We start from the raw sequence: 22,356 nt of genomic DNA, 5'->3' as shown, positions 1-22,356 counted from the left end.
GCTAGTTTACCAATCAGGCAGCCATTTTATTTTTTTAATAAATAAAATCTTATATTAAAATGTATAGCAAGGCAAGAACACTGAAGTTTGTTTCAGCAAGTCCAAAAATAATATTTTATTTTTTACCCATTATGAGACGTAATAGCAGCCGTACCAGCATAACAATACTTTATTTTACCTTATCATTAAGCCTGATCAGTAGCGACTGGGCATCTGCTGATTCAAAAGTAGATCATGAGTCCATTACTGCAAAAGTCTCGCGTAATTACCTAAAGTCTTTTCCAATTGCGCCTGCTGCTTCGAGTCCATTGTCTTCAAAGCCAAAGAAAAAAGCCATTTTACAAACGGATAAGGTAAAGCTAGCTGAAAGCACGCAACGTAAACTTGTGCTACGCACCATATTTTCTGACATTGATGCCAACATTCCAGGAAAATGTGAACCTATATTAAACAGCAATGCCTGGACAGATTTAATGCTTTTTTGTGGTGGATCTAGTAATCCGGCGCATCACTTCTTATCACGCATTAATAAGACCACTACTGTACTAGGTGAGTGTGCATTGGCGACACTTTTAGTAACGCCAACCAGTGATATCGTAACACTATGCAACCGTCAGCGCACATTACAGGTATTATTAGAAAACCCCACTTGTTTAGCAGATTTACATCAAACTTTGGCAACCTACCGCAAGGCAGAGCATAGTTTACTCTCCTTATGGACCCATACAGATTCGCTTTACACCCATGCATATAGGAGCTACATGCATAAGCGGTTTCTTTCAGATAATCCTGCAACCAATAAAATAGCTAGTAAGCTTACCCTACGGATTTTTTTTAGAAACCTTTTAGATATATATGGAGAGTTTGTTGCAATACCTATACTAGGCCTATTCTGGTGCGAAGCTAATTACCTAATGAACTCTATTTCAAAGGGGGGGTTTATTGAAGGCAATAGAAGCGAGAGCTATGCTCCCTTTCGATACCTTACGCCAATTTTTTCCATCGGTCCTGTTATCAATAACTATAGAGATACCGATGGCAAGCGATCGCTTTTACCTTTTGTAGGTTTAGCAGCCACGCATGCAGCAACTATATGGCGTGGCTATTGTGGGGTAAAAAGTTATCAAGAGTATAGTGGTGTTTTTTGCAACCTAGCCAATCGCATGCGGGATGTACAAGTCTTTCTGCAAACCATTCAAAAGTTAAGCAATATTGTCGCAGCAAACCAGGCGTTAGAAGCCCATTACGGTCCCTCTTTAAGCGCAATAAGAGCCTTATTAGAAAAACGTAAGGAGTCCACTGAAATAGGGGCTATGGTGCGTAATCTTTTGGATATGAAACTGGAACATTGGTCCTATATCCTTAGAAATAATGGCAAACTATTGGCTACATACAACTTGTTTACAGAACACAAAGACTGTTTAAAACCGGCTATGTATGAGTTGGGTCAATTGAATGCCTTTATGGGTATAGCTACTTTGCTAAAGGAATCAAAAAAAGATTTTCCAGCGCACTGTTATACTTTCACTAAGTTTTTAGATCGTTCTAAACAAAGCACACCATGCATACAGTTCGATGCTATGTGGAGCCCAATGTTAAATCCTGCAACAGTTGTAGACAATAATGTAGCGCTCGATGCGCATAATACCCGTAACATCATCCTATCTGGACCAAATGCAGGTGGAAAATCTTCCTTTATTTGTGGTGTAGCCAGTAGTGTACTGCTGAGCCAAACATTTGGAATTGCAGCTGCTAAAAGTGCGGTCATAACCCCCTTTAACAAGATCAATACCTACATAGAGCTCAGGGATGATATTGCATCTGGTGATTCCCTCTTTATGGTCGAGGTGCACCGCATGCAGCAGTATAAGCATATGCTAGAAAATTCTAAGCCTAATGAGTTTATTTTTACCATTTCTGATGAGCCATTTGCCCGTACCAACCCAACTGAAGCGAGTGCTGCAGCCTATAGCATATTGGCCTCGATAGCAAAGCACACTAATGCGCTTCATATTGTTTCCACCCATTATCCTATTTTAATGGGTCTCACCCATAAGTTTAAGGATAGAGGGATTAAAAATTTTAAAGTCTTTATAGATGAGCAAGCAGATCAGAAGCTACATTATACCTATAAAGTCGTACCAGGTGAGGCCGATCAATCTGTTGCCTTAAGGATACTTGCACAGGAAGGATATGATCCAGCATTATTAAAACAAGCTGAAGATATTGTTCAGAAGTCTAAAAAGTAGCTTTGATAGTACCTATTCAAGTCAGTGGTAAAAGTTGAACAGATATCTAGCAGCTGTTAAAATAAGTGGTAGAAAAGGAATTTTTTGGTTGCTTTTTACTTGATAAAAAAGCAAGTTCTGATGGAAAAAGCTGCTGCAAGCACAGTTTACAGATGGAAAAACAGGAGCCATCCTGCAATCCCTCCCTGCAAACTGTTTTTCTTTTCATCTGTAAGCTGCACTTTCTAATCGTAACTTTTTCCAAGGACACGCTTTTCCCTATTTTTAGGACATTGTATCTAGTTTAAGATAGCGCGGGTATGAGCGAGTTATAAAGACAAGTGTAAAGACAAAGCCTTAAGCCTCCACCATAGGTGAATAGATACGATAGAAAACACATTAGTAATGCGTACAAATCAAGTTTCTAGTAGTAGGTGTTTCTATTTCTATAGAAATTAAAAAATAATGTATCGGTAAAATGGGTTTAATTTTTGAAGGCCATTCTATAAAGCAATAGCAACCAGATTCAAAATAACGCTCAAAATCCAATGCAATCGCATCATCTAGATGATTCAAACGGTAGCAATCAAAATGGTAAATAGAAGTATGGTGTATCGTCTCATATTCATTAACAATGGAAAAAGTAGGGCTATTCACGATATGAATCGTTTGCAGTAGCTCACAAAGTGCTTTAATCAATATGGTTTTGCCAGATCCCATAGGACCTTCTAACAGCCATATTTTATGATCACCGGAATGGCTTAACAAATGATAAGCTATATCTTTAAGGGCCCCAAAAGAACTTTTTAAGATCATCTCATTACTATACTAAATTTAACGCTTATATTTTTTTATTTTAACCAGGTTAAGCGCCTTTATGCTTGGCGATTAAAAATAATCCTTAAGCTAGCACCATTTGCTTAATGGAAAACCTACACCCATACCTACCCCAAACGCTAGAGAAGGATTAAATATAGGGTGCTTGCTATCCCGGAAACAGTTATTAAACTCTAATACAAATTTCACAGAAAAAGATAGAAACCCGTCGTGCATAATTGCACCTAATCCTATTCTTGGAATAAAGTTCCAACTAATATCGTCAAATTCTTTAACCCCTAGCACTTCTATACCAGCTTTCTTATAACCACAACCTATTGATGCCAGTAAACTAACCGTACTTGAGACCGGTACCATAGGGATATAATCTAAGCCTACCCCTACCGTATAAAGTGTTGATGCTTTTTCTGTAGGTGAATCTATAGGTGAATAGGAGAAGCCATTAGCATTAAGGGATTTATATTTTTGAGTACTTATAAACCATTCTAAGGCCAACTCTATGGCCATATATGGATTAATCTGACGACCTACACATAATCCCGGCATTACACCAAATGAGCAAGCAGGAAATGGATGATAAGAAGAATATTGAAGTAATTTTGGATGTTTTTTGTTAAGGCTTAGGTTTCCTAGTTTTATACATAAAGCCCCATACCAATAATTTTCTGCCTCTTCATTGTGCATAAACATTCTTTTATCAGTAGCCAATTCTTCTTTAGCAAATATGTGGACTATAAAAGCACAACTAATTGCTATTGTGCCTACTAATTGTTTAAAACAAGAAAATATTTTCAAGGGCCTCAAGGAGGTAAAATAATTTTTAGTATCAAATTTTATTTTTAACATAATACTTTGGATTATTTTTATTTACAATTTTACATCAATGGGATTTTGCTTGGTTGACTGCACCATCATATTTGTTTAGCTTTAGATAATGCTTTGAAGTTAACTAAAATAACTTAAAATTTTTTGCAGAATCTTCCAGAAATAAAGAGCGAAAATAAATGTTATCTAGATGACTATTATATTAATATAGCTATAATAAGGTGCGTTATCATTAAGCAGGATCGTAAAAAAAAGGATATAAGGAAAGGGAATCTTCTTGCCCCGTTCTATAGTTGCTTTTATATTTAAAAAACTATAAAATAGTAAATGACTATTTCATAATCGCCTATGCAAACCATCAACTTTGTTACCAGTAACCTATTAAAGCTCCAACAAGTTCGTGCGATTTTAGGTAATGATCCACCCTTTAAATTGGTCCATCATTCCTTAGAATTACCAGAGCTACAAGCATCTTTGGATGAAATTGCCATTAACAAATGTATAACTGCCGCTGCCATTGTAGACGACACCGTATTAGTAGAAGACACCGCTCTAACCTTCAGTAGTTTAAACGGGCTGCCTGGCCCTTATATTAAAACCTTTATACAGCAAATAGGATTAGAAGGACTAATACGCATTTTATCAGATTATGAAGATAAAACTGCAATAGCTACTTCTACTTTTGCCTATACAGAAGGCCGGAATCAGCCTGTAAAGCTATTTACGGGTACGATGCATGGAAAAATTACCAAACCAACCAGCTCTATACCGCATCAAGCCAATTGGCAATCTATCTTTCAACCAGAAGGCTATACGACCTCCTATGCTATGATCGAACAAGATCAAACAAATAAAATTTCACACCGGTATAAAGCACTTATGCTACTGATAGATTACCTTACAAAGTAGCCATGCATGGTTTATAAATAAAAAATCCATAAATTTAGCACCATTAGCTGGAGTGGTGGCCGAGTGGCTTAAGGTGCCCGCCTGGAAAGTGGGTGTACTCCTAAAAGGGTACCGGGGGTTCGAATCCCCCCTACTCCACTGCTCATCCAATAGCAAAGAGTGGTGTCATTCCTTTAACCTCAACAATTTGTATTAGGCCCTATGAAAATAATAGAACAATCTTTTTCTAGTTATATTTTTAGCAACTACCCAAATGACTCCACCCATTTTTCCCAAAAAGGGCATGAACAGGTGGTCTATTTTCAAGATGAAGCAACTGGGCTTCAGGCGATTGTGGGGATACATGATACTACATTAGGGCCTGCTGTTGGTGGAGTGCGCTTTTTTGAATACCAAAATGAACGAGATGCGCTGAAGGATGTACTGCGTCTTTCCCGTGGCATGACCTACAAAGCATCTATAGCTGGATTAGACTTTGGCGGTGGTAAAGCGGTGCTGATCCAGAAAAAGGGTACAACACTTACTGAAGCACTACTGCGCAAATATGGCGCTTTTATAGATCGATTAGGTGGTCATTACATTACTGCACCAGACTACAACACTACTATGGACCACATGGTAGATATTGCTAAATCAACCCGCCATGTGATCGGACTTCCTGCAGCATTAGGTGGCAGTGGTGATCCCTCAGGGAATACCGCTTATGGGGTCTACATTGCCATGAAGGCTACTGTAAAGCAAGCATTTGGAACAGATAGCTTAGCGGGCAAAAAAATTGGTATAGCTGGAATAGGTAAAGTTGGCTATCATTTGGCACAATTGCTCTGCCAAGAGCAAGCGATTGTTTATGTAGCGGATATCTGCGCCAAGCGGCTTCAAGCCATAACAGAAGTCTGTAAGGTAGAAGTAGTAGCAGCGGAACGTTTGTGCAGCTGGCCGTTAGACATATATGCACCATGCGCTTTAGGTGCAACTTTAAATAATGAAACCATTCCCATGCTGCATTGTGCAATTGTAGTCGGTGCGGCCAATAACCAACTAGCAGATCAAGACCGGGATGGCAAGCTACTGCTTAAAAAGAGTATTGTATATACACCAGACTTTTTAGCCAATGCAGGTGGATTAATCAATGCCGTTACGGAACTAGAACCCAAATCTCAAAATTTGGTCAAACAACGTACAGAAGCACTCTATACCATCTGCCTGGATGTATTAGATAAAGCTGCAAAAACAGCACGCCCAACACAGGAAGTAGCGGAAGAAATGGCTATACAACGCATTCAAAGCATAAAAAATACCTAACTTGGCAAATAGCCCCCTTTCGAAACCTATTTGTGGTGCGCAATGTTTAGGAGCATGGCTATTCACAATCGAGTTTCGAAGGAAGTCTAATAAAACAGCTGCACTATAATGGAAAACTTCCTGATTCCTAGGCGTTTTGTTCGTATAAAAGCGTTACAAAATCTTTATGCTTATACGATTGCACAAATAGCCCATAAAAAAGGGGCTATAGACCAGATAAAAAAAGATTTTATATTTGATCCCTTTCTAGATGCACCGGATCAAAAAGAGCCACTAGCCAAAGCACAAAACATAGCCGTTGCACTTTTCACAGAAGCGGTAACAGCAGCACTGCCTGCTCAGGATTTTATTTATGCGGACAACAACAAAATTGAGCAATCTGTACGCAACCATCTTACCGACTATCTAGAAGCAGTAAAGCAAGCGAAAATCCGTTTACAGAATGGATTTAGCCAGTCAAAAGAATCTATCTACATGGCGCTTGTATCTATTTTACTATTACTAGTAGAATGGTACAAATCGGCAAAAGAAACAGACGAACCATCGAAATCAGCAGATCATCTGCTTAAAAAGCAGCTGGTAAAAGACCCCTTGCTAGAGGCATTATACAGCAACAGCAACTGGATCAAGTCCATTGATAAAAATGGCATTAGCTGGGCCAAAGATCAAGACCAAATACAAAGTTGGTATAGGCAATGCATCGAACCTGCAGAAATGCCCAAATCATATCGATCAGATCCCAATAATAGCCTAAAATTTTTGGAGTATATGCTTGAGCATATTATATTTCAGGAGGGACCTATTAATGATTTTTTTGCTATGGCAGATCTCTACTGGGATGAGCACAAACGCATAGTAAAAAAAATTTTAACCTGGATCTTTACAATGGGCGCTGCGCAAAGTTTTAATGCATTTACGCTGTTTTGGGATAACTTAGCGCCAAAATGGAGTACAGAAGCAACTTTTTACACGCATCTTTTGATGATTGTCATAGATAACAACGCACGCTATGAAGCCATGATTGATGCAAAAACTGAAAAATGGGATAGTAAACGCATTCTATTAACAGATAAGTTAATACTGAAACTGGCTCTAGCAGAATTACTTCATTTTAAAGAAATACCTTTTAAGGTTTCTATTAATGAGTACATTGAAATAGCAAAGTGGTATGGGACCTCTAAAAGTGGTATTTTTATAAATGGCGTGCTAGAGGGTATCCTAAATGGACGCAATAAAGAAAAAGAAAAACCCATAACCCAACTACTTAACTGATCCAGCCATGATAAAAAGAACTGAAAATTTACTGATCCTTTGCTTAGGTTTCTGCTTGGGTGCCTTTGTAGGCATTCTTTCTGCACCTACAAAAGGGTCAGTAGCAAGGGATGGAATGATTTACAATTTAAAATCATGTACAAAAAAGTTACAAGGTTTTATTCTAAAACTTATTAGGAGCAAAAATGCGATTGCAAACGAAGCGAAAACTACAGGTAAAGAAGTACTTACAGATGTAGTAAGCTCTGCCCAACAAATTTTAAAAGAATTAGAACTAATCGCAGCGCAATTAGAACAAAAAACTGATTAAAAGCCATTTGTACGCTATTTTTTGATTGTTTCTTAAGTTGGCACCATTGACTTCAACAAATGATGCATGTATTATACACTATAAATCGTTTAATTTTTCTTAAAATATTTTTAGTGGTGCTTTATTTGTTTGCTGGATGCGGTATGCAACAGACCAGGAAACAATCGTTTGACGTAACCGATCTGCTTACTGCATTTCCTTCATACTTTTCCATGCAGGCTTCTTTACATTTTATGGGTTTGAGCCATACCTTTCGCTATCGTCTGGTCTGCTGTATAACATATGATGAACAAATTGATTTTATGGTAAAAGGTCCTTTGGGTATAGTGCTCATACGTGGTGCCATCGGTAAAAAAGGTGTGACGGTTGTAGATCAGTTGCAACGTGTAGTGTATCAATGGAATTATCAGCAGATTAAAGAAAAGTATCATGTCTCTTGTAACTATCCACTTATGCAATCATTGCTTTTAGGTACTGTTACTGATCCTATTGCACATCGCTTATCTACACCAGATTCATTATGTTCCGATATAGTTTATACCTATGACGACCTTACCGGTAAGGTTATAGCTGCTGAACGAATCGATACAAAACAAGGCAACTTCGTTAAAGTTTTATATCAACATAAAATGGAAGGAGAGGCAACTTACTTATCTGGGATTAAAATAAGTTTCTCATTGAGCGATAAAAAGAAGCTTTATCAGGGCAAAGCAGCATTGCATAAACTACATTTCAAAGCGCTAAAAAAGCCTAATATTAAGTTAACGATACCTCCTTATTACCGTAAAAATGATGTGTAGATGCTCAGCATGCCGCTTGCTTGATCAACTAAGAGGTTTTCTCTTGTTCAAGGCATTATAGCCCGCCCATAAAAAACTTGGGGCTTCAGTAAACTTGTAATATTCAGATGTTACCTTACCTTACCTTACCTTTACTGTGTGCCAAACTTTTTATGGGCGGGTCAGTAGCCTAACGCATATGAACACCCTATAAAGACAAGCATAATTACAATTGTTTTAAGCCCTCACCATTGGGTGAATAGATACGATCAACAACAGATAAGCCAAAACTTATACAATGGCTACTCTACTTGTGGCGCTTCATTAATATAGCGAAAGGCAATACCACCCTCTAAAAATTCTGTAGTGGCTTCTAATACAGGCTTAGGCAACTTTTCGTAATGCTGTGTAATCTCATATTGGCGCTGGACATCTATACTGTCTTTTTCTTCAGTAATAGACATAAAGTCCTCCAACTTACGGTCCAGCTCATCTTTCATATGCATAGCAATCTGCTTAGCACGTTTCGTAATGATAACGGTACTCTCATAAATATTACCCGTAGGGGCAATCAACTCATGTATATTTCTAGGTACCAAATATACTTTTTTATTTAGACTCATAATTGTAAATATACTATTAATAATTAAAACAAGGTTTTATCCATTTAAAACTATGTCGTTCGCTCCTTCGCTCAAAAAGCCTCAGCAGCCTTTGTTTACTTTCTTACTTCTATCTGCTTCTATTTTTTTATCTACTTTTTCTATTACATTGCTAGAATGCTTGTCATCGATCCGGTACCCCTGTACCTGTAAGCAATAACGATCGAAAACTTCTTTCTTTTTTTCCACATCAGATGCACTCATAACCAATTTTTCATAACACTTTGTCCATAGCCCAATTACTTTTTCTTGTAAAAAGGAGTCGGGATAGTCTTGATTAAAGTTTTTAAGGGTTTCAATGGCAGCTTTATGGTAACCCAAACGATCATATAACACAGCAGCAGCAAAACGCTTTTGCATAAGGCGCGCTTGTAAATCTTGTAAAGCATGGGAAGCTTTATCTAGATAGACGCCCTTTGGATAGAGGGCTAAATAGTGCTCCAAACAACGAACCGCATCATAAGTAACCGTTTGATCCAGCCATATATCTACCTCTTCAGAGGCAAAACTATAGCCTCGCATAAAAAGGGCTTCTTCTACATGTGGAGAAAAAGGATATTGTTTGACAAACAAATGAAACTGATTGGCACTAACCAAATATTGTTTTTGATGGAAATTACAGCAAGCCTGATAAAACTCAAATTCTGAACGATCTACCCTATTTTTTAACAAAGGCAACAGAAATTCTATTTGCGCATGGGCTTTGGCATAACACTTTTTTTTATAAAGCCGATCAATTTCTTCCTTTTTTTGTTGAATCAAGGCTTGATTTTTATGCTGCTGAGGCGTAGCAAACAAATAAAAAGTATTCACTACTAAAACAGAGGGCAGCACAAAGACCCACCTGAATCTGTATATAAAAGATAAATGGAGTAGATAATTTTTCATAAAAAAGGAATGTATATGCTACTTTCTTGTAACAATGGCTGCCAAATGAATGGACAAAATATAAAAAGTGCGTTTAGAGAACGCCATTACACAGGGCTAAATATATTAAATTTTGGTCAAAGACTATTCATTTTTATCGGCATCATCTTTAGGAAGTGGCGCTAAAATATTCTCTTTGGTAGGCCATTTTTCACCATGCCAAACAAAGCCATCTAATTTCATTTGTTCTTCTTCAAGCTTTTCTACTGGATAAAAGACTCCAGCAGGTTTTGGCTTGCAGGTCATCTGCTCCAATGTATTATCCTCCATAGTCATCTCCATACAATCACACTTAATATGGTTCATACCCATCAACTCCTCTTTATCCCCAAGTGCAAAATAGAGGCTTTCACTATTACCCGTTATCGACATCTTCTCAATAGCGCCCTCTTTAAAGGAGGCAACCATCTTATGCCCCTTTACCTGATTGTAATTGCCAACCGGATCTGCTGATGCCATAAATAAATTTCTATCGATAAATAGCTTAACCTGTTCGCTTTCCTCAATAAGTAAGTAAACCCCCTCTCCGGTAATCTGGTAGTTGCTGCACCAAATAACTGGCGTATTATGTAAATGAATGGTATTTTTACTGGTATTATAAACAGCGCCATCTGCTACACCCTGCAAGTCTTCTTGATAGAGCCTAACATGATCCAAAGCATGGATTTCTTGCTCTGGAGACTGATTTTTTACCATTTTTTCTAAAACAATAAAGGTATCTGCACGTAAATACATCTTTTCCTTATCAACTACCTTAGTCAATAAGGGATGACCGGTTATAACGCCCTTCTTTTTTTTTTCAGAATAGCTAGCCTTTTCACCAACGATTACTGCATCGTGTTTTTGCGACCGAAGAGAGACATGGCCATCAGCTGCACAATCTTCCCCATCAAATAGCTCTAAACGATCTGCCCTAAGGATGATATCTTTTGTAGTAAGGGTACCCTCATCAAAGACAAGCTGCTTTTTAGACAAAAGATAATGGCCACCCTTAGCGGTCGTCAATACACCTTCTTGATGCATAATTTTAGTACTACCTTTAAAATAAGCAATTTCTGACTCAGTGTGGTAGTTTAATTGATCGACATGAAGGGTATAACTCGGATCTATCAATACCACTTTATCTGAAAAAGTAACTTGATGGTTGGCACCATCATAGAGGCCCTTACTACTGGTTAAAACCATTTTATCCTGTACCAATTTCCCTCCTTGCAAAAACTTACCCTCTTTCTTTTCTACATCGTAGATGAGCTTAGGGGTGTAAAAGGTAGCTTTTTTAGAGGTATAGCTTACATTTTTTTCAAAAATAGCCTGCTTTTGTGATGGGCTATAGGTCAGCATTGCACTCTTAATAATGTTGCCTTCTTTGTCCACAATCTGAACATTGCCCTGCGCCTCTATCCGATCCTCCTCATCATACTTATAGGCCTTATCTGCGGTCAACACGATGCCGTTAGCATGAAAGGTAACGACCACATTGCCCTCTAGCTTCTTACAAGGCTTATCGTTGACCAGCTCCCCTTCGAGCCGATCGGCCTTATAGGTCACCGCATCGGCCAAAGCGCAAAGCGGGAAAGCCAATAGATACACAACACAATAAATGGTTCTTTTAAACACTTTTTATACCTTTCCAACTAAAAACTACTATCTGCTCAAACTTAATAAAAAACAAGATTACAAGCTAGGATTATAGCCTTATTCTTCCTCCATCCACTGATCGACTCGATCATAACAAAATTTTTCGTGTACACCCTTAGGTGCTTCAAGATCAAACATCTCCTTGCTACCTTCTTTGACTGAAAAACCAGCAAATGCCATGCAGCCATACCATTAAAATCAGGCGCAACCAAGTAAATTATAGAAATTAAGTGTAAATTAGAGAAACGATGGGTGGTCACTGTAGGCGTATCCATGGATTACTGCTGCCTAGCCATGGTCACCAACTTTATAATTTTTTATCAACCATATAAAATATCATGCACGAGCTGAGTGAACAGGCCATCATTCGAACGCAGAAAAAAGCCCTTTTAGAGTCAATGGGGGTGAACCCCTATCCAGCCTTTGTTACCACTATCAATGCCAAGGCGGCCACTATTCTGGCCAACTACACAGAAAAAGAGAAAGAACGCTACAGCCATGTAGTACTAGCAGGTCGGATTATGGGACGCAGAATTATGGGTGCGGCCTCTTTTGTAGAATTGCAAGATGCAAGTGGACGAATTCAACTGTATGTACAACGGGATTCCATTTGTCCAGGGGAGGACAAAAGCAACTATAACAACCTATTTAAGAAATTACTAGATATAGGCGATATCATTGAAGTGCAAGGCTTTGTCTTTACCACTCAAGTAGGTGCTATAGCCGTACACGTTACCCATCTTCGGTTGTTAACCAAGGCCCTGACGCCCCTACCAGTTGTCAAAGAGGTCACCACACAAGAGGGTACAAAAGTGCATGATGCCTTTACAGATCCAGAGCAGCGGTATCGCCAAAGGTATGTTGATTTAATTGTGAATCCAGAAGTACGCCAGGTATTTGAACAACGGGCCAAGTTGATTCATACCATTAAAGCTTTTTTGCATCGTGAAGGGTATCTAGAAGTAGAAACCCCTATTCTGCAACCCATTTATGGCGGCGCATCTGCACGCCCTTTTACGACCCACCACCATGCCTTAGACATCCCGTTATGTTTACGTATTTCCAATGAGCTCTACTTAAAAAGATTAATTATTGGTGGCTATGAGGGGGTTTATGAATTTGCAAAAGATTTTAGAAACGAAGGAATGTCGCGTTTTCATAATCCAGAATTTACGCAAGTAGAGCTTTATGTGGCCTATAAGGATTACATTTGGATGATGGACTATGTAGAAGAATTGGTAGAGGGGGTCGCACAAGCCCTACATGGTACAACCAAGGTTCCATTTGGTGCACACCTGATCAACTTCGAACGGCCATGGAAACGTTTTACCATGTTCGAAGCCATCCATCATTTTACTGGATACGATGTAAGCAATATGGATGAAGCCGCATTGCGTAACGTAGCCCACCAACTCCATATCCATATAGCTGATAACCTAGCTAAAGGTAAAATTATAGATGAAATTTTTGGGGAGAAGTGTGAACCAAACCTGATTCAGCCTACTATCATCACAGACTATCCAGTTGAAATGTCTCCTTTAGCGAAGCGACACCGAGACAATCCAGCTTTAACGGAACGATTTGAGGTGATATGTGCGGGCAAAGAGATCTGTAATGCGTTCTCTGAGTTAAATGATCCAATTGATCAACAACAAAGATTAGAGGAACAACGCACATTAGGAGAACGTGGCGACGAAGAAGCCATGGTGGTAGACCATGATTTTTTAAAAGCCTTGCGGTATGGCATGCCCCCAACGGTAGGTATTGGCATAGGCATAGATCGACTTACGATGATTATGACCAACTCAAATTCCATTCAAGATGTACTGTTTTTTCCACAAATGCGTCCTGAAAACCCATAAAAGGCTTTAAATTTAGATGATCTTATGAGTTTAATAAACGACAACTTAAGCTGGTTTAAGCGCAAAAAGAAAGGTATTCTAACCCCCAGTTCGGCCAAAAAAGAGTCGCCTGATGGCCTTTGGGTAAAAACGCCCAAAGGAAAGATTATACACAGCAAAGTATTGCAAGAAAATTTACAGGTTGTGCCTGATGATGGACATCATTTACCAATTGGTTCTAAGGAATATTTTGCGATTTTGTTTGATGCGCAGAACTTTACAGAGCTGAATCCAACCTTCCGCTCTGTAGATCCACTTCAATTTGTAGACAACAGGCCTTATACAGAACGGCTGAAGCAAGCAGAAGCGCAAACGGATTTAACAGATGCGATACGAACGGCTTATGGAACGATCGATCACCTACCATTGGCCATTGCCTGCATGGATTTTAAATTTATTGGCGGCTCTATGGGTAGTGTAGTAGGCGAAAAAATCGCCCAACTGGTTAACCATTGTATGGCCCACCAAACCCCTCTACTGATCATCTCTAAGTCTGGTGGTGCACGCATGATGGAGGGCAGTTTCTCGCTGATGCAAATGGCCAAAACATCTGCTAAGTTATGGCAATTGGCGCAAGCTAAAATCCCTTATATCTCCTTGCTGACCGACCCAACTACAGGGGGCGTAAGCGCCTCCTATGCGATGCTAGGGGATATCAATATGGCGGAACCAGGTGCACTCATTGGGTTTGCAGGTCCACGTGTGATTCGAGAAACGGTGGGCAAAGAATTGCCAAAAGGTTTTCAAACCGCAGAGTTTTTATTGGCACATGGCTTCTTAGATATGATTGTAGATAGACGCAAATTAAAAGAGACCTTGGTCTCACTTCTGAAAATGTTGCGATAGTTTTCCGTTAGTTTTTGCTTGTTTTTGAATAACTATGAGACCAACTTTATTTGAAGGGGGAATCTTTGGATTTGATTCATTCTCCATCAATGGGTTTAACCCTAGCTACCAAGTAGCGACATGCTATATGGTATGCAATGGAAAAATATTGGTATTGAAAAGAAACAGTCACGCAAGCGCAGGGGGAAAATGGTGCATGCCGGGGGGCAAATTAGAAAAAAATGAAACACCCCATCAAGCCGTTATCAGAGAAGTAAAAGAAGAAACGGGTATCACACTGCCGCCAGAAAAAGCAGACTTTATCCAAACCATTTGCATAAGGCTCTTTACACCAAAACTAGATTATCTACTCCACTTATTTAAAGGGGTTTTAGCGCCATCAGCGCCATCCGACTATACCGTTACCCTGAATCAAGAGCATACGGATTACCTATGGGTTGACTTACCCACCGCTCAAGGCTTAAACCTAGTGGCAGGCGGTAAGGAAGTATTAGATCTCCTGCATAACCTATTTGTGGTGCGCAATTCTTAGGAGAAACGCAGTCGAGCACAGCAGCATACTAAAGGAATTTTTATAGTTACTTATATCTTTTTGCTTGATAAAAAAGGTGTCCGTCGTTCAGCCAATGGCGTCAACTTAAGGAAAAAGTATTTTTGCGCAGATGTACAAAAGGCGTTTTACGGATGGTTCCTATGTCCCCTCGCTTGCAGCCGTCGATAAATGAATTTGGCACACAGTAAAGGTAAGGAAAGGCCTTAAGCTTCAACCATATGCGTGAATAGACAACGGCCATTAGAAATAGGTGATGCAAGAGGTCTATTAGACCTCCTGCGCACTGCCACTACATGGTAAAGTAGGTTATGGAACTCGTTTAGATGACTTATACATTCCAATCTGGATCATCTTCCTCATCTTCCTCATCTTCCTCACTATCCTCACTATCCTCACTATCAGATTCAGAAGGGTTAGTAGCCTGTTCTATTTCGGCCAACTTTTTACGCAACGCTCCTTCAAGACCTTGAGGCTCTTCAGCTCTTTTTGCTTTAGCAGCATCTATCTTCTTCTCTATATTATTTAACACATCATTTTCAGATTCATTAGTAAGATGAGAATTTTGTTCAGATCTAGATTTAGTAAACGACTCAATAGATTGCTGCTGTTTCTCTACTTCTTGATATCTATTCTTGAGCTTTTCTGCTAATTCATCCATGATAAATTGACCACTAGTTTGTTTAGGAGATCCAGCCAATTTAAGCTTATCTCCATTAGTGGCTGGCGGCAACGGTGGTTCTTCCAATGTAGGCAGCGGAGGAGGTATCGGAATCACACCATTTGCACCTGAGTTTGGCAACGGTGGAGGCAGTGGTGGTGGAGTCGGAATCGGGTTACTATTTGTTAGTGGGGGCGGTGTGGACGACGGTTGAGGCAGTTTAGTGTGATCAGTGTCTTCATTTGGATCTTTATTTCCATTTACAACTGATCCAGCACTAGGAGCAGCGCCAGGGACAGAGCTAGAGCCAGTGACAGGAGCAATGCCAGATCCAGAACCAAGAATAGGGCCAGTAAACTGCATAGGTGAAGTGACAACAGGTCGAGCACTCTGAGTAACTTCCGCTTCCGGATTATAGGTTATCGGATTAGGCTGTTGAGCACACTCCTCACTTGGAGACCCATCAACTTGACATTTAGGTTGAGTTGGATCTTGATCACTTAACGTTTCTGGTGGTATTTGATCTGTGGAATTTTCAGGAGCAGCTACCGGAACCGGCAGCACGGAATACGGGTTTTCAACCAGTCTTTCTATTTCCTGTTTTAACAAAGGTTTGAGATGATCTAATGCAATCAAATGATAATATGCGCCATCATTAAGGAAGCAATAGACATATTGATAATCTTCTAATGGCAGCTTTAAATAATCATCTTGCAATTGATGCGTTACATCCTTCTCCAAATCTTCCTTCGAATCAAACTGTAGTGCACCTTTAACAAGTGTAGCAGGGCAGGTTATATACTCCTTCGTATCTACTACGCCTACTTTAGTGCCCCAATCAGCATCACTTTCTAACATAGCTTTTACAAGATGCACGAGATCACACTTATCCTTAACAAGCAAAAAAGTCTTTTTTTCAACATTTTTAAGCGCATCGGAGGCAATGTTACCTTTAATCGATAAGCTGCTACTGATCAAGCTGTTGCTACTGCTAAACTTTTGATACACTTCCTTCGTAAACTCCGTAGAGGATGTTATGCCCGCTTCTTTAAAGATAGGCAGATCACCAAATGGTTCTTTATAGTAAAATTCTATATTACGCCAAGCAGAGTCGTTTGCTACCTTACGATAAAAATCTTCCTTATTCATACTATGCTGACCTAGATCAGATGATTGACGCAATGACTGGCATAAATGCTCAATAACCTGATAATCAACCTTTATAATACGCTGATCTTTAGCATCATCATAGCAAAGATGTAATGCACCTGCATCTTCCTTAGCAAACTGCATCCATCCATCTTTCGAATGAAGCTTAACAATGTATACCTCTTTCGTATCAGATGATACAAAAGCACCACATAAGTAATCACCTAGATTTAATAGGGTTCCTCTACCCGATAAAAAGGGTAGCTCTTCTAATGGGTCACCCTGATCTACGTCTGAATCTTCTAACGCATGGCTTGCTTGATTTTTTTGCGATGCAAAAGATATATTACCTATTTTATTTGGATTGCTCGCACCAAACACGCATTTTTCTGCACTCAATAAAAGATAAGCCGCTGGAAAAATTATATTTGGACCAATCAACCTTTTAGTAAAAGGCTTAATTTTATTAAATTTGTAAGTCATAGTTTATTTTGTTTTTTAGTTGTCTCTTTAAATGGCTCAAAAATTATACCTGTTGAAGCGAATGGTGCAAGAAAACAGATAGACGATACCTTTTGATCAATCAAAAAGTGTTCTGTAAATCAAACACCGTTGCAAAAAAAATTACTTAAAAAGTATTTTGCAGCTTTTAAGGAACTTCCATGCATGAAGCCTTTTGGCATAACCCATACTATGGATATGAACTGAAAAGTAGCATGGCCACACGCTTGAAGTCCATAGAATGGGCGGAAGCTGTACTTTTCCTTTTTTAGCAAATTTTTTCAGAGCGCTTGATTTTTTAGCTGCTTCATAAAGAAGCAGACAAGTTTGTTTTTTTACCACTGCCCCGAAGAGATCCGCTGAAGCCTGTTGCTACAGGCGCTTAGTTCATGGTACTAAAAAAAATCAAAAAATCAAAAAAAATATATTAGAATTTTTGCTGTTTCTTTAAGAATTTTATGGCTTTCTGTAGTCGGTCTGCTTCAAGAAACTCCAGTGCATCTGCAGCATGGTACATTTGCGCTTCAAGTATTTTAATACGTTCTTCTATCGTTTCTTGCTTACCATAAGGCACCTGACCATCGGCCACAACGTCAGGAAAGCTGCGATCATCCCTAACAAGCGGCCCAAACGGACGTGCCATTTCATCGTCTAAATCTAATGTAGTCTGCTTGTGAAGCACTGAGCTAGGGGTAATATGATGTTGTATATTATAATCCATTTGTAAAGCGCGCCTACGCTGCGTTTCTCCGATGGCCTGTTCCATAGAAGCGGTAATCCTATCTGCATACATAATCACACGCCCTTGTGCATGGCGTGCTACCCTACCTATGATTTGAATCAACGAGCGTGCATTTCGTAAAAAGCCTTCTTTGTCTGCATCTAGAATAATCATTAAAGAGACCTGTGGTAGATCTAACCCCTCCCGTAGTAAGTTTACACCCACCAATACATCAAAAGTGCCATTACGCAATCCATTCAATATCGTAACACGATCTAAAGTTTTGATTTCAGAATGCATATATCTGCAACGGATCTTTGCATCCACTAAATAATCGGTCAGTTCTTCTGCCATACGCTTGGTAAGGGTAGTAATAAATACCCGGTCCCCCTTTTTTACAACTTGATGGATCTCTTCTAAAATATCATACATTTGATGGAGCGTAGGCCGCACCTCTACTTTCGGATCGAGCAGCCCTGTTGGACGTATGATTTGCTCTACAACGATGCCACCAGCGCTTATCAGCTCATAATCAGCAGGTGTTGCACTCACAAAAATAACTTGGTTGATGAGTTGTTCAAATTCATTAAAGCTTAATGGACGATTATCCATAGCAGAGGGCAACCTAAAACCATGCGTTACCAGATTTATTTTTCTAGCCCTATCTCCCCCAGACATCGCCCTGAACTGCGGAATGGTAACGTGGCTTTCGTCCATAACCATGAGGTAGTCTTTCGGAAAATAGTCCAACAAACAAAAAGGACGCTCACCAACCGACCTGCCATCTATATAACGTGAATAGTTTTCAATACCGGTACAATACCCTAGTTCTCGAAGCATTTCCAAATCCAATTCAGTCCTTTCTTGGAGCCGTTGGGCTTCTTCAACTTTACCGATCTCATTAAGATAATTTAACTGTATATGAAGATCTTCTTGAATAGCGTTTACCGCGTGATCCAATATATCTTTACCCATCACAAAGAGATTGGCAGGAAAAACAAATGCCTCTTGCAACGATTTGGCCTTTCTGCCAGAGGCCGGATCTATAATATGAATTGCTTCTAGCTCATCTCCCCAGAAGATAAAACGATAGGCATAATCACCATAAGCGACAAATAGGTCAATGGTATCTCCCATTACCCGAAAGCGACCCCGCGTAAATGCGGCATCATCCCGGCTATAGAGCATTTCCACAAAACATTTTAAAAGATCATTACGAGACAATTGGGCACCTACCCTAAACAAATGGCTATTGTTTTTAAAGGATTCTGGCTTACCAAGCCCATAAATACAAGAGACAGAAGCGACTACAATCACATCTCTTCGGCCGCTTAACAAAGCAGCAACCGTACTCAAACGCAGTCGTTCCAATTCATCATTAATGGACAATTCTTTTTCTATATAGGTGTCACTAGCTGGTAAATAGACTTCTGGTTGATAGTAATCGTAATAGGATACAAAATATTCAACCAAATTATTGGGAAAAAAGGCGCGCAACTCACTATATAGTTGTGCTGCTAATGTCTTATTATGGCTGATTACCAATGTAGGTCTATTTAAAGCCTCAATCGTATTGGCTATCGTAAAGGTTTTACCAGATCCCGTAACGCCCATCAGCACTTGGCTAGATACCCCACGCTTGATGTGCCCCACAAGTTCTAGAATAGCCTTGGGTTGATCCCCTGCAGGTTGATAAGATGATACAAGTTTAAACGACATAGATAAAAAATATTAAGCAAAACAATGCTTTAAAGAGCGAAATATAAAATAGGAAAGGCAGGATGGACTTGCTGATAATACGAAAGAAAAGCATCATACACAAGTTTTATAATCTAATGCATAAAAAATACTACAGTATTCTTGCTATTTTAATTAAAAATCAGTAGTATAGGAAACATAGAATTTTAAACTTCGATATCCATAATTTATCTCTTTGCTTTTTAATACATGTCCTACCCTAAACGGGCTGCTGCCCTCTTCTTTATGACCCTATTTTTAGAAGCAAGTAGTTGTTTAAGAAAGACAATTAAAAGCTCACCTATACCACACCAATCAGCTGATTTAAAGTTGGCATTAGTGGATGCAACGACAGAAAAGCCTGTTTCTGCCCCTGAGTTAGATACTGTTCCTGAATTTGATGCTGAGTTTGGTGCTGATTATAAAATGCATCAGGGGGCTGGTGTGAAGCCCAACTCCGGGTATGATACTGGACATGCAACCGATTCTGATGCGCCATCTCGTTATAAAATAAATAAGGCAGCTGGTATGGAGCCCAACGCTGGGTATGATTCTGGATATGAAACCGATCCTGAATTTGATAAAAAAGATATAACATTTGATTTTGAAAGATCAATCCAAGGTATGCGTGAAGCAGCTGATGAACAGAGGGGTATTAGGTGGCGTCTTTCAGGCGATGAATTGACACGACATGTAGGTGACAATAGCAACAGTAGTAGCTTATACGCTGGAGAAGACTATGTCGTTATGGCACTGAACATATATCGTGCTGCAAAAAAGATCTTTGAATTACATAAAAAAGATGGAGTAGAATTTGTAGAAAAGGCCTATAAACTCATTAAGTATTATCATGATTATCCAGAAAAAACAGAGGACTCTTGGATCAATACAATAAAAAAGATAAATGCAACCGTTTTATTACACTTACAAAACAACTTATTTCAAGATAAAGCGCCTGATTGGATAAATGAAAAATTAAGATTAGCAGAAAACTATATTGGATTAGATGATACGCATTACAATATTACTACTACCTTCACCATAAATGGTAAAAAATTTGCATTGGAAGACAAAAAGTGGTTGCCACTAACAGAAAAACAGAAACGAGACTATATAAATAGGAAATCAGAAAGCTGGTACGATCGTTTAGACCTCTTTGAACAAAAGCTTATTGATGCTTATCTGGATAAATTACTAGATGGTAAGCACTATATTCCAACCCAGCTGCGCAGCATTCCAGGATGTAGAAATGCCTATCAAAAAAGGGTTCTCGCTTATGATGACAATAATAACCCAATTGAATTAGGCCGTTACTATCATAGTGGGTCATTTGTTTCGCCTATTGAATGGGCTGAACCGAAGGATCAAATGATTGATTTTCAACAAAGTAAAGATAATTGGGAACAAATTCAGGCGCAAACCACTAAGCAAGGCAAAACCATAGAAGCAATATCTTTAAATTATGAGATGAATTTAGCATATAACAGCCAAATTCGTGAAAAAAAGATTGTAGCAGATGCGAAAAACATAATACCTCCCGGTCAATTTATGAATATTTCAATCAATGAAATTTCAACATTATTTAACGTTAACAACAAAATCGATGAGCTCATACAAGAGATTCTGGTGTACTATAAAGCGGACCATCCAAATGTATATAAGGCTTTTTTCCCAGATGATACAGAAAAGAAAAGTTGTATTAATTGGATTAAAAAAATGCTGGATCGGATAGCCAACCATTCAGAAAATTATATAAACCAGGCCATAGAAAAGGTGAAAGATCCAAAAATTAAAAGACTGTTCCAGGAAGTAGCTACATTGAAAGAATCTGTTGGATATGATTTACTGAACAACATAAAACATACTATGTCTATAACGGGCAACCGAAATGCCGATATTGCCGCAAGTTATACTGCCTGCAAGGCAATATTAGGCGAGGCTAACCCATCCACTTCCAAAGTCTTATTTTTCTGTAAAAGTGGCAAGGATAGAACAGGTGTGAAGAGTTATTTGGTTGATGGAAAGATTATTCAGATAAACTATCCAACATCAGCAGAAATTAGTGATATCTATAAAACACTAGCCTATACTGGACATTATCAATTTTTGGCTTCAGTAAACGGAGGTATGCCGGGTAGATTCGGAATGAAACCGGTAAAAGGCAATGAACAAATGGCTAATTTTCGTAAGGTGCTCTTTCCTAGAGCAGCAATCTGGACAAAAATCAACCCATCTAATCAGCATTCTGAAGAAAGCGATGATGGACTAGATACCACACAACCAATTGCGCAAACAGAACCTTCCACAAAGATTCCAATAGCTGGATAGCGGCTATTTTCAATATGGAAAACAGTATATGCAAATTATTAAAAACTCTATATTGAGATAATTTATATTTTATATACTGGTAATCAGTATATAAATAATTTATTACAGACTAAAATAGCGTCGAACATTGCTTTTGTTGTAGACGCTTTCTAAATTTGCATAGGATATTAAACAGGGGGTATCTATGATACCCACAAACTTGATACTTTTTTTTCCATTATAAGCTTAAAATCAATATTTTTTAGACCTTTGCCCGATGTGCTTTATTTTTTA

At 38.9% G+C, this 22,356-nt stretch carries 18 protein-coding genes and 1 tRNA gene; 11 read left to right on the top strand and 8 right to left on the bottom strand.

From position 1 onward, the window contains the following. Positions 1–131 precede the first annotated feature (131 nt). A complete protein-coding gene (locus tag ACOALF_RS03060) occupies positions 132–2,249 on the top strand; it encodes a MutS-related protein (protein WP_419241047.1) in 2,118 nt (705 codons plus the stop codon). 378 nt (positions 2,250–2,627) lie between these two features. On the opposite strand, the gene tsaE is transcribed toward ACOALF_RS03060, so the two are convergent. Together tsaE and ACOALF_RS03050 are read right to left on the bottom strand one after the other, a co-directional pair. Then, positions 2,628–3,044 carry a tRNA (adenosine(37)-N6)-threonylcarbamoyltransferase complex ATPase subunit type 1 TsaE gene (gene tsaE / locus ACOALF_RS03055; RefSeq protein ID WP_419241046.1) on the bottom strand — a complete coding sequence of 139 codons (417 nt, stop codon included), beginning with the start codon at positions 3,042–3,044 and terminating at the stop codon, positions 2,628–2,630. A gap of 90 nt (positions 3,045–3,134) precedes the next feature. Further along, the gene (locus tag ACOALF_RS03050) at positions 3,135–3,911 is read right to left on the bottom strand and encodes a hypothetical protein (RefSeq protein WP_419241045.1); all 777 of its coding nucleotides are present in this window, start codon (positions 3,909–3,911) and stop codon (positions 3,135–3,137) included. 327 nt (positions 3,912–4,238) lie between these two features. On the opposite strand from ACOALF_RS03050, the gene ACOALF_RS03045 reads away from it, so the two are divergent. The 6 genes from ACOALF_RS03045 (at position 4,239) to ACOALF_RS03020 (ending at position 8,483) form a co-directional block, all read left to right on the top strand. Then, complete coding sequence (locus ACOALF_RS03045; protein ID WP_419241044.1) at positions 4,239–4,799, top strand: non-canonical purine NTP pyrophosphatase; 561 nt, start codon at positions 4,239–4,241, stop codon at positions 4,797–4,799. Positions 4,800–4,848: 49 nt separating this feature from the next. Then, positions 4,849–4,937, top strand: a tRNA-Ser gene (locus ACOALF_RS03040). Between the two features lie 63 nt (positions 4,938–5,000). Then, positions 5,001–6,101 (top strand): Leu/Phe/Val dehydrogenase, encoded by a 1,101-nt coding sequence (locus ACOALF_RS03035; protein WP_419241043.1) that lies wholly within the window; start codon positions 5,001–5,003, stop codon positions 6,099–6,101. Positions 6,102–6,209: 108 nt separating this feature from the next. Continuing rightward, a complete protein-coding gene (locus ACOALF_RS03030; protein WP_419241042.1) occupies positions 6,210–7,373 on the top strand; it encodes a transcription antitermination protein NusB in 1,164 nt (387 codons plus the stop codon). A gap of 7 nt (positions 7,374–7,380) precedes the next feature. Then, a complete protein-coding gene (locus ACOALF_RS03025; protein ID WP_419241041.1) occupies positions 7,381–7,683 on the top strand; it encodes a hypothetical protein in 303 nt (100 codons plus the stop codon). A 143-nt stretch (positions 7,684–7,826) separates the two neighbouring features. After that, positions 7,827–8,483 (top strand): DUF4292 domain-containing protein, encoded by a 657-nt coding sequence (locus ACOALF_RS03020; RefSeq protein WP_419241040.1) that lies wholly within the window; start codon positions 7,827–7,829, stop codon positions 8,481–8,483. Positions 8,484–8,764: 281 nt separating this feature from the next. Here ACOALF_RS03020 and ACOALF_RS03015 read toward each other — a convergent pair whose 3' ends face one another. The 4 genes from ACOALF_RS03015 to ACOALF_RS03000 all read right to left on the bottom strand — a co-directional run bounded on the left by ACOALF_RS03015 (position 8,765) and on the right by ACOALF_RS03000 (position 11,869). Beyond that, positions 8,765–9,085, bottom strand: a complete 321-nt coding sequence (locus ACOALF_RS03015) for a DNA-directed RNA polymerase subunit omega (RefSeq protein WP_419241039.1) — start codon at positions 9,083–9,085, stop codon at positions 8,765–8,767. Positions 9,086–9,166: 81 nt separating this feature from the next. Beyond that, complete coding sequence (locus tag ACOALF_RS03010) at positions 9,167–10,012, bottom strand: outer membrane protein assembly factor BamD (protein WP_419241038.1); 846 nt, start codon at positions 10,010–10,012, stop codon at positions 9,167–9,169. A 123-nt stretch (positions 10,013–10,135) separates the two neighbouring features. Next, on the bottom strand, positions 10,136–11,668 hold the full coding sequence (locus tag ACOALF_RS03005) for an OstA-like protein (RefSeq protein WP_419241037.1): 1,533 nt from the start codon (positions 11,666–11,668) through the stop codon (positions 10,136–10,138). 78 nt (positions 11,669–11,746) lie between these two features. Continuing rightward, a complete protein-coding gene (locus ACOALF_RS03000; protein WP_419241036.1) occupies positions 11,747–11,869 on the bottom strand; it encodes a hypothetical protein in 123 nt (40 codons plus the stop codon). 158 nt (positions 11,870–12,027) lie between these two features. On the opposite strand from ACOALF_RS03000, the gene lysS reads away from it, so the two are divergent. From lysS to ACOALF_RS02985, 3 genes are read left to right on the top strand one after another with little or no spacing between them, the layout of a single operon-like run. Beyond that, complete coding sequence (gene lysS, locus ACOALF_RS02995) at positions 12,028–13,551, top strand: lysine--tRNA ligase (RefSeq protein ID WP_419241035.1); 1,524 nt, start codon at positions 12,028–12,030, stop codon at positions 13,549–13,551. A gap of 24 nt (positions 13,552–13,575) precedes the next feature. After that, on the top strand, positions 13,576–14,436 hold the full coding sequence (gene accD, locus ACOALF_RS02990; protein WP_419241034.1) for an acetyl-CoA carboxylase, carboxyltransferase subunit beta: 861 nt from the start codon (positions 13,576–13,578) through the stop codon (positions 14,434–14,436). Between the two features lie 34 nt (positions 14,437–14,470). After that, a complete protein-coding gene (locus ACOALF_RS02985; RefSeq protein ID WP_419241033.1) occupies positions 14,471–14,968 on the top strand; it encodes an NUDIX hydrolase in 498 nt (165 codons plus the stop codon). A 349-nt stretch (positions 14,969–15,317) separates the two neighbouring features. On the opposite strand, the gene ACOALF_RS02980 is transcribed toward ACOALF_RS02985, so the two are convergent. After that, positions 15,318–17,279, bottom strand: coding sequence for a hypothetical protein (locus tag ACOALF_RS02980; protein ID WP_419241032.1), 1,962 nt, complete (start codon positions 17,277–17,279; stop codon positions 15,318–15,320). Positions 17,280–17,724: 445 nt separating this feature from the next. Continuing rightward, entirely contained in the window at positions 17,725–19,737 is a 2,013-nt protein-coding gene (gene uvrB, locus ACOALF_RS02975; protein ID WP_419241031.1) for an excinuclease ABC subunit UvrB, read from the bottom strand. A 228-nt stretch (positions 19,738–19,965) separates the two neighbouring features. Here uvrB and ACOALF_RS02970 point away from each other — a divergent pair, with 228 nt between their 5' ends. After that, positions 19,966–22,083, top strand: a complete 2,118-nt coding sequence (locus ACOALF_RS02970; RefSeq protein ID WP_419241030.1) for a hypothetical protein — start codon at positions 19,966–19,968, stop codon at positions 22,081–22,083. The last annotated feature ends 273 nt before the right edge of the window (positions 22,084–22,356 follow it).

This window comes from Cardinium endosymbiont of Nabis limbatus (genome assembly GCF_965196625.1).
Classification (GTDB): domain Bacteria; phylum Bacteroidota; class Bacteroidia; order Cytophagales; family Amoebophilaceae; genus Cardinium.
The sequence above is the reverse complement of the archived record's forward strand: the minus strand, read 5'-3'. Positions and strand labels throughout refer to the sequence as shown.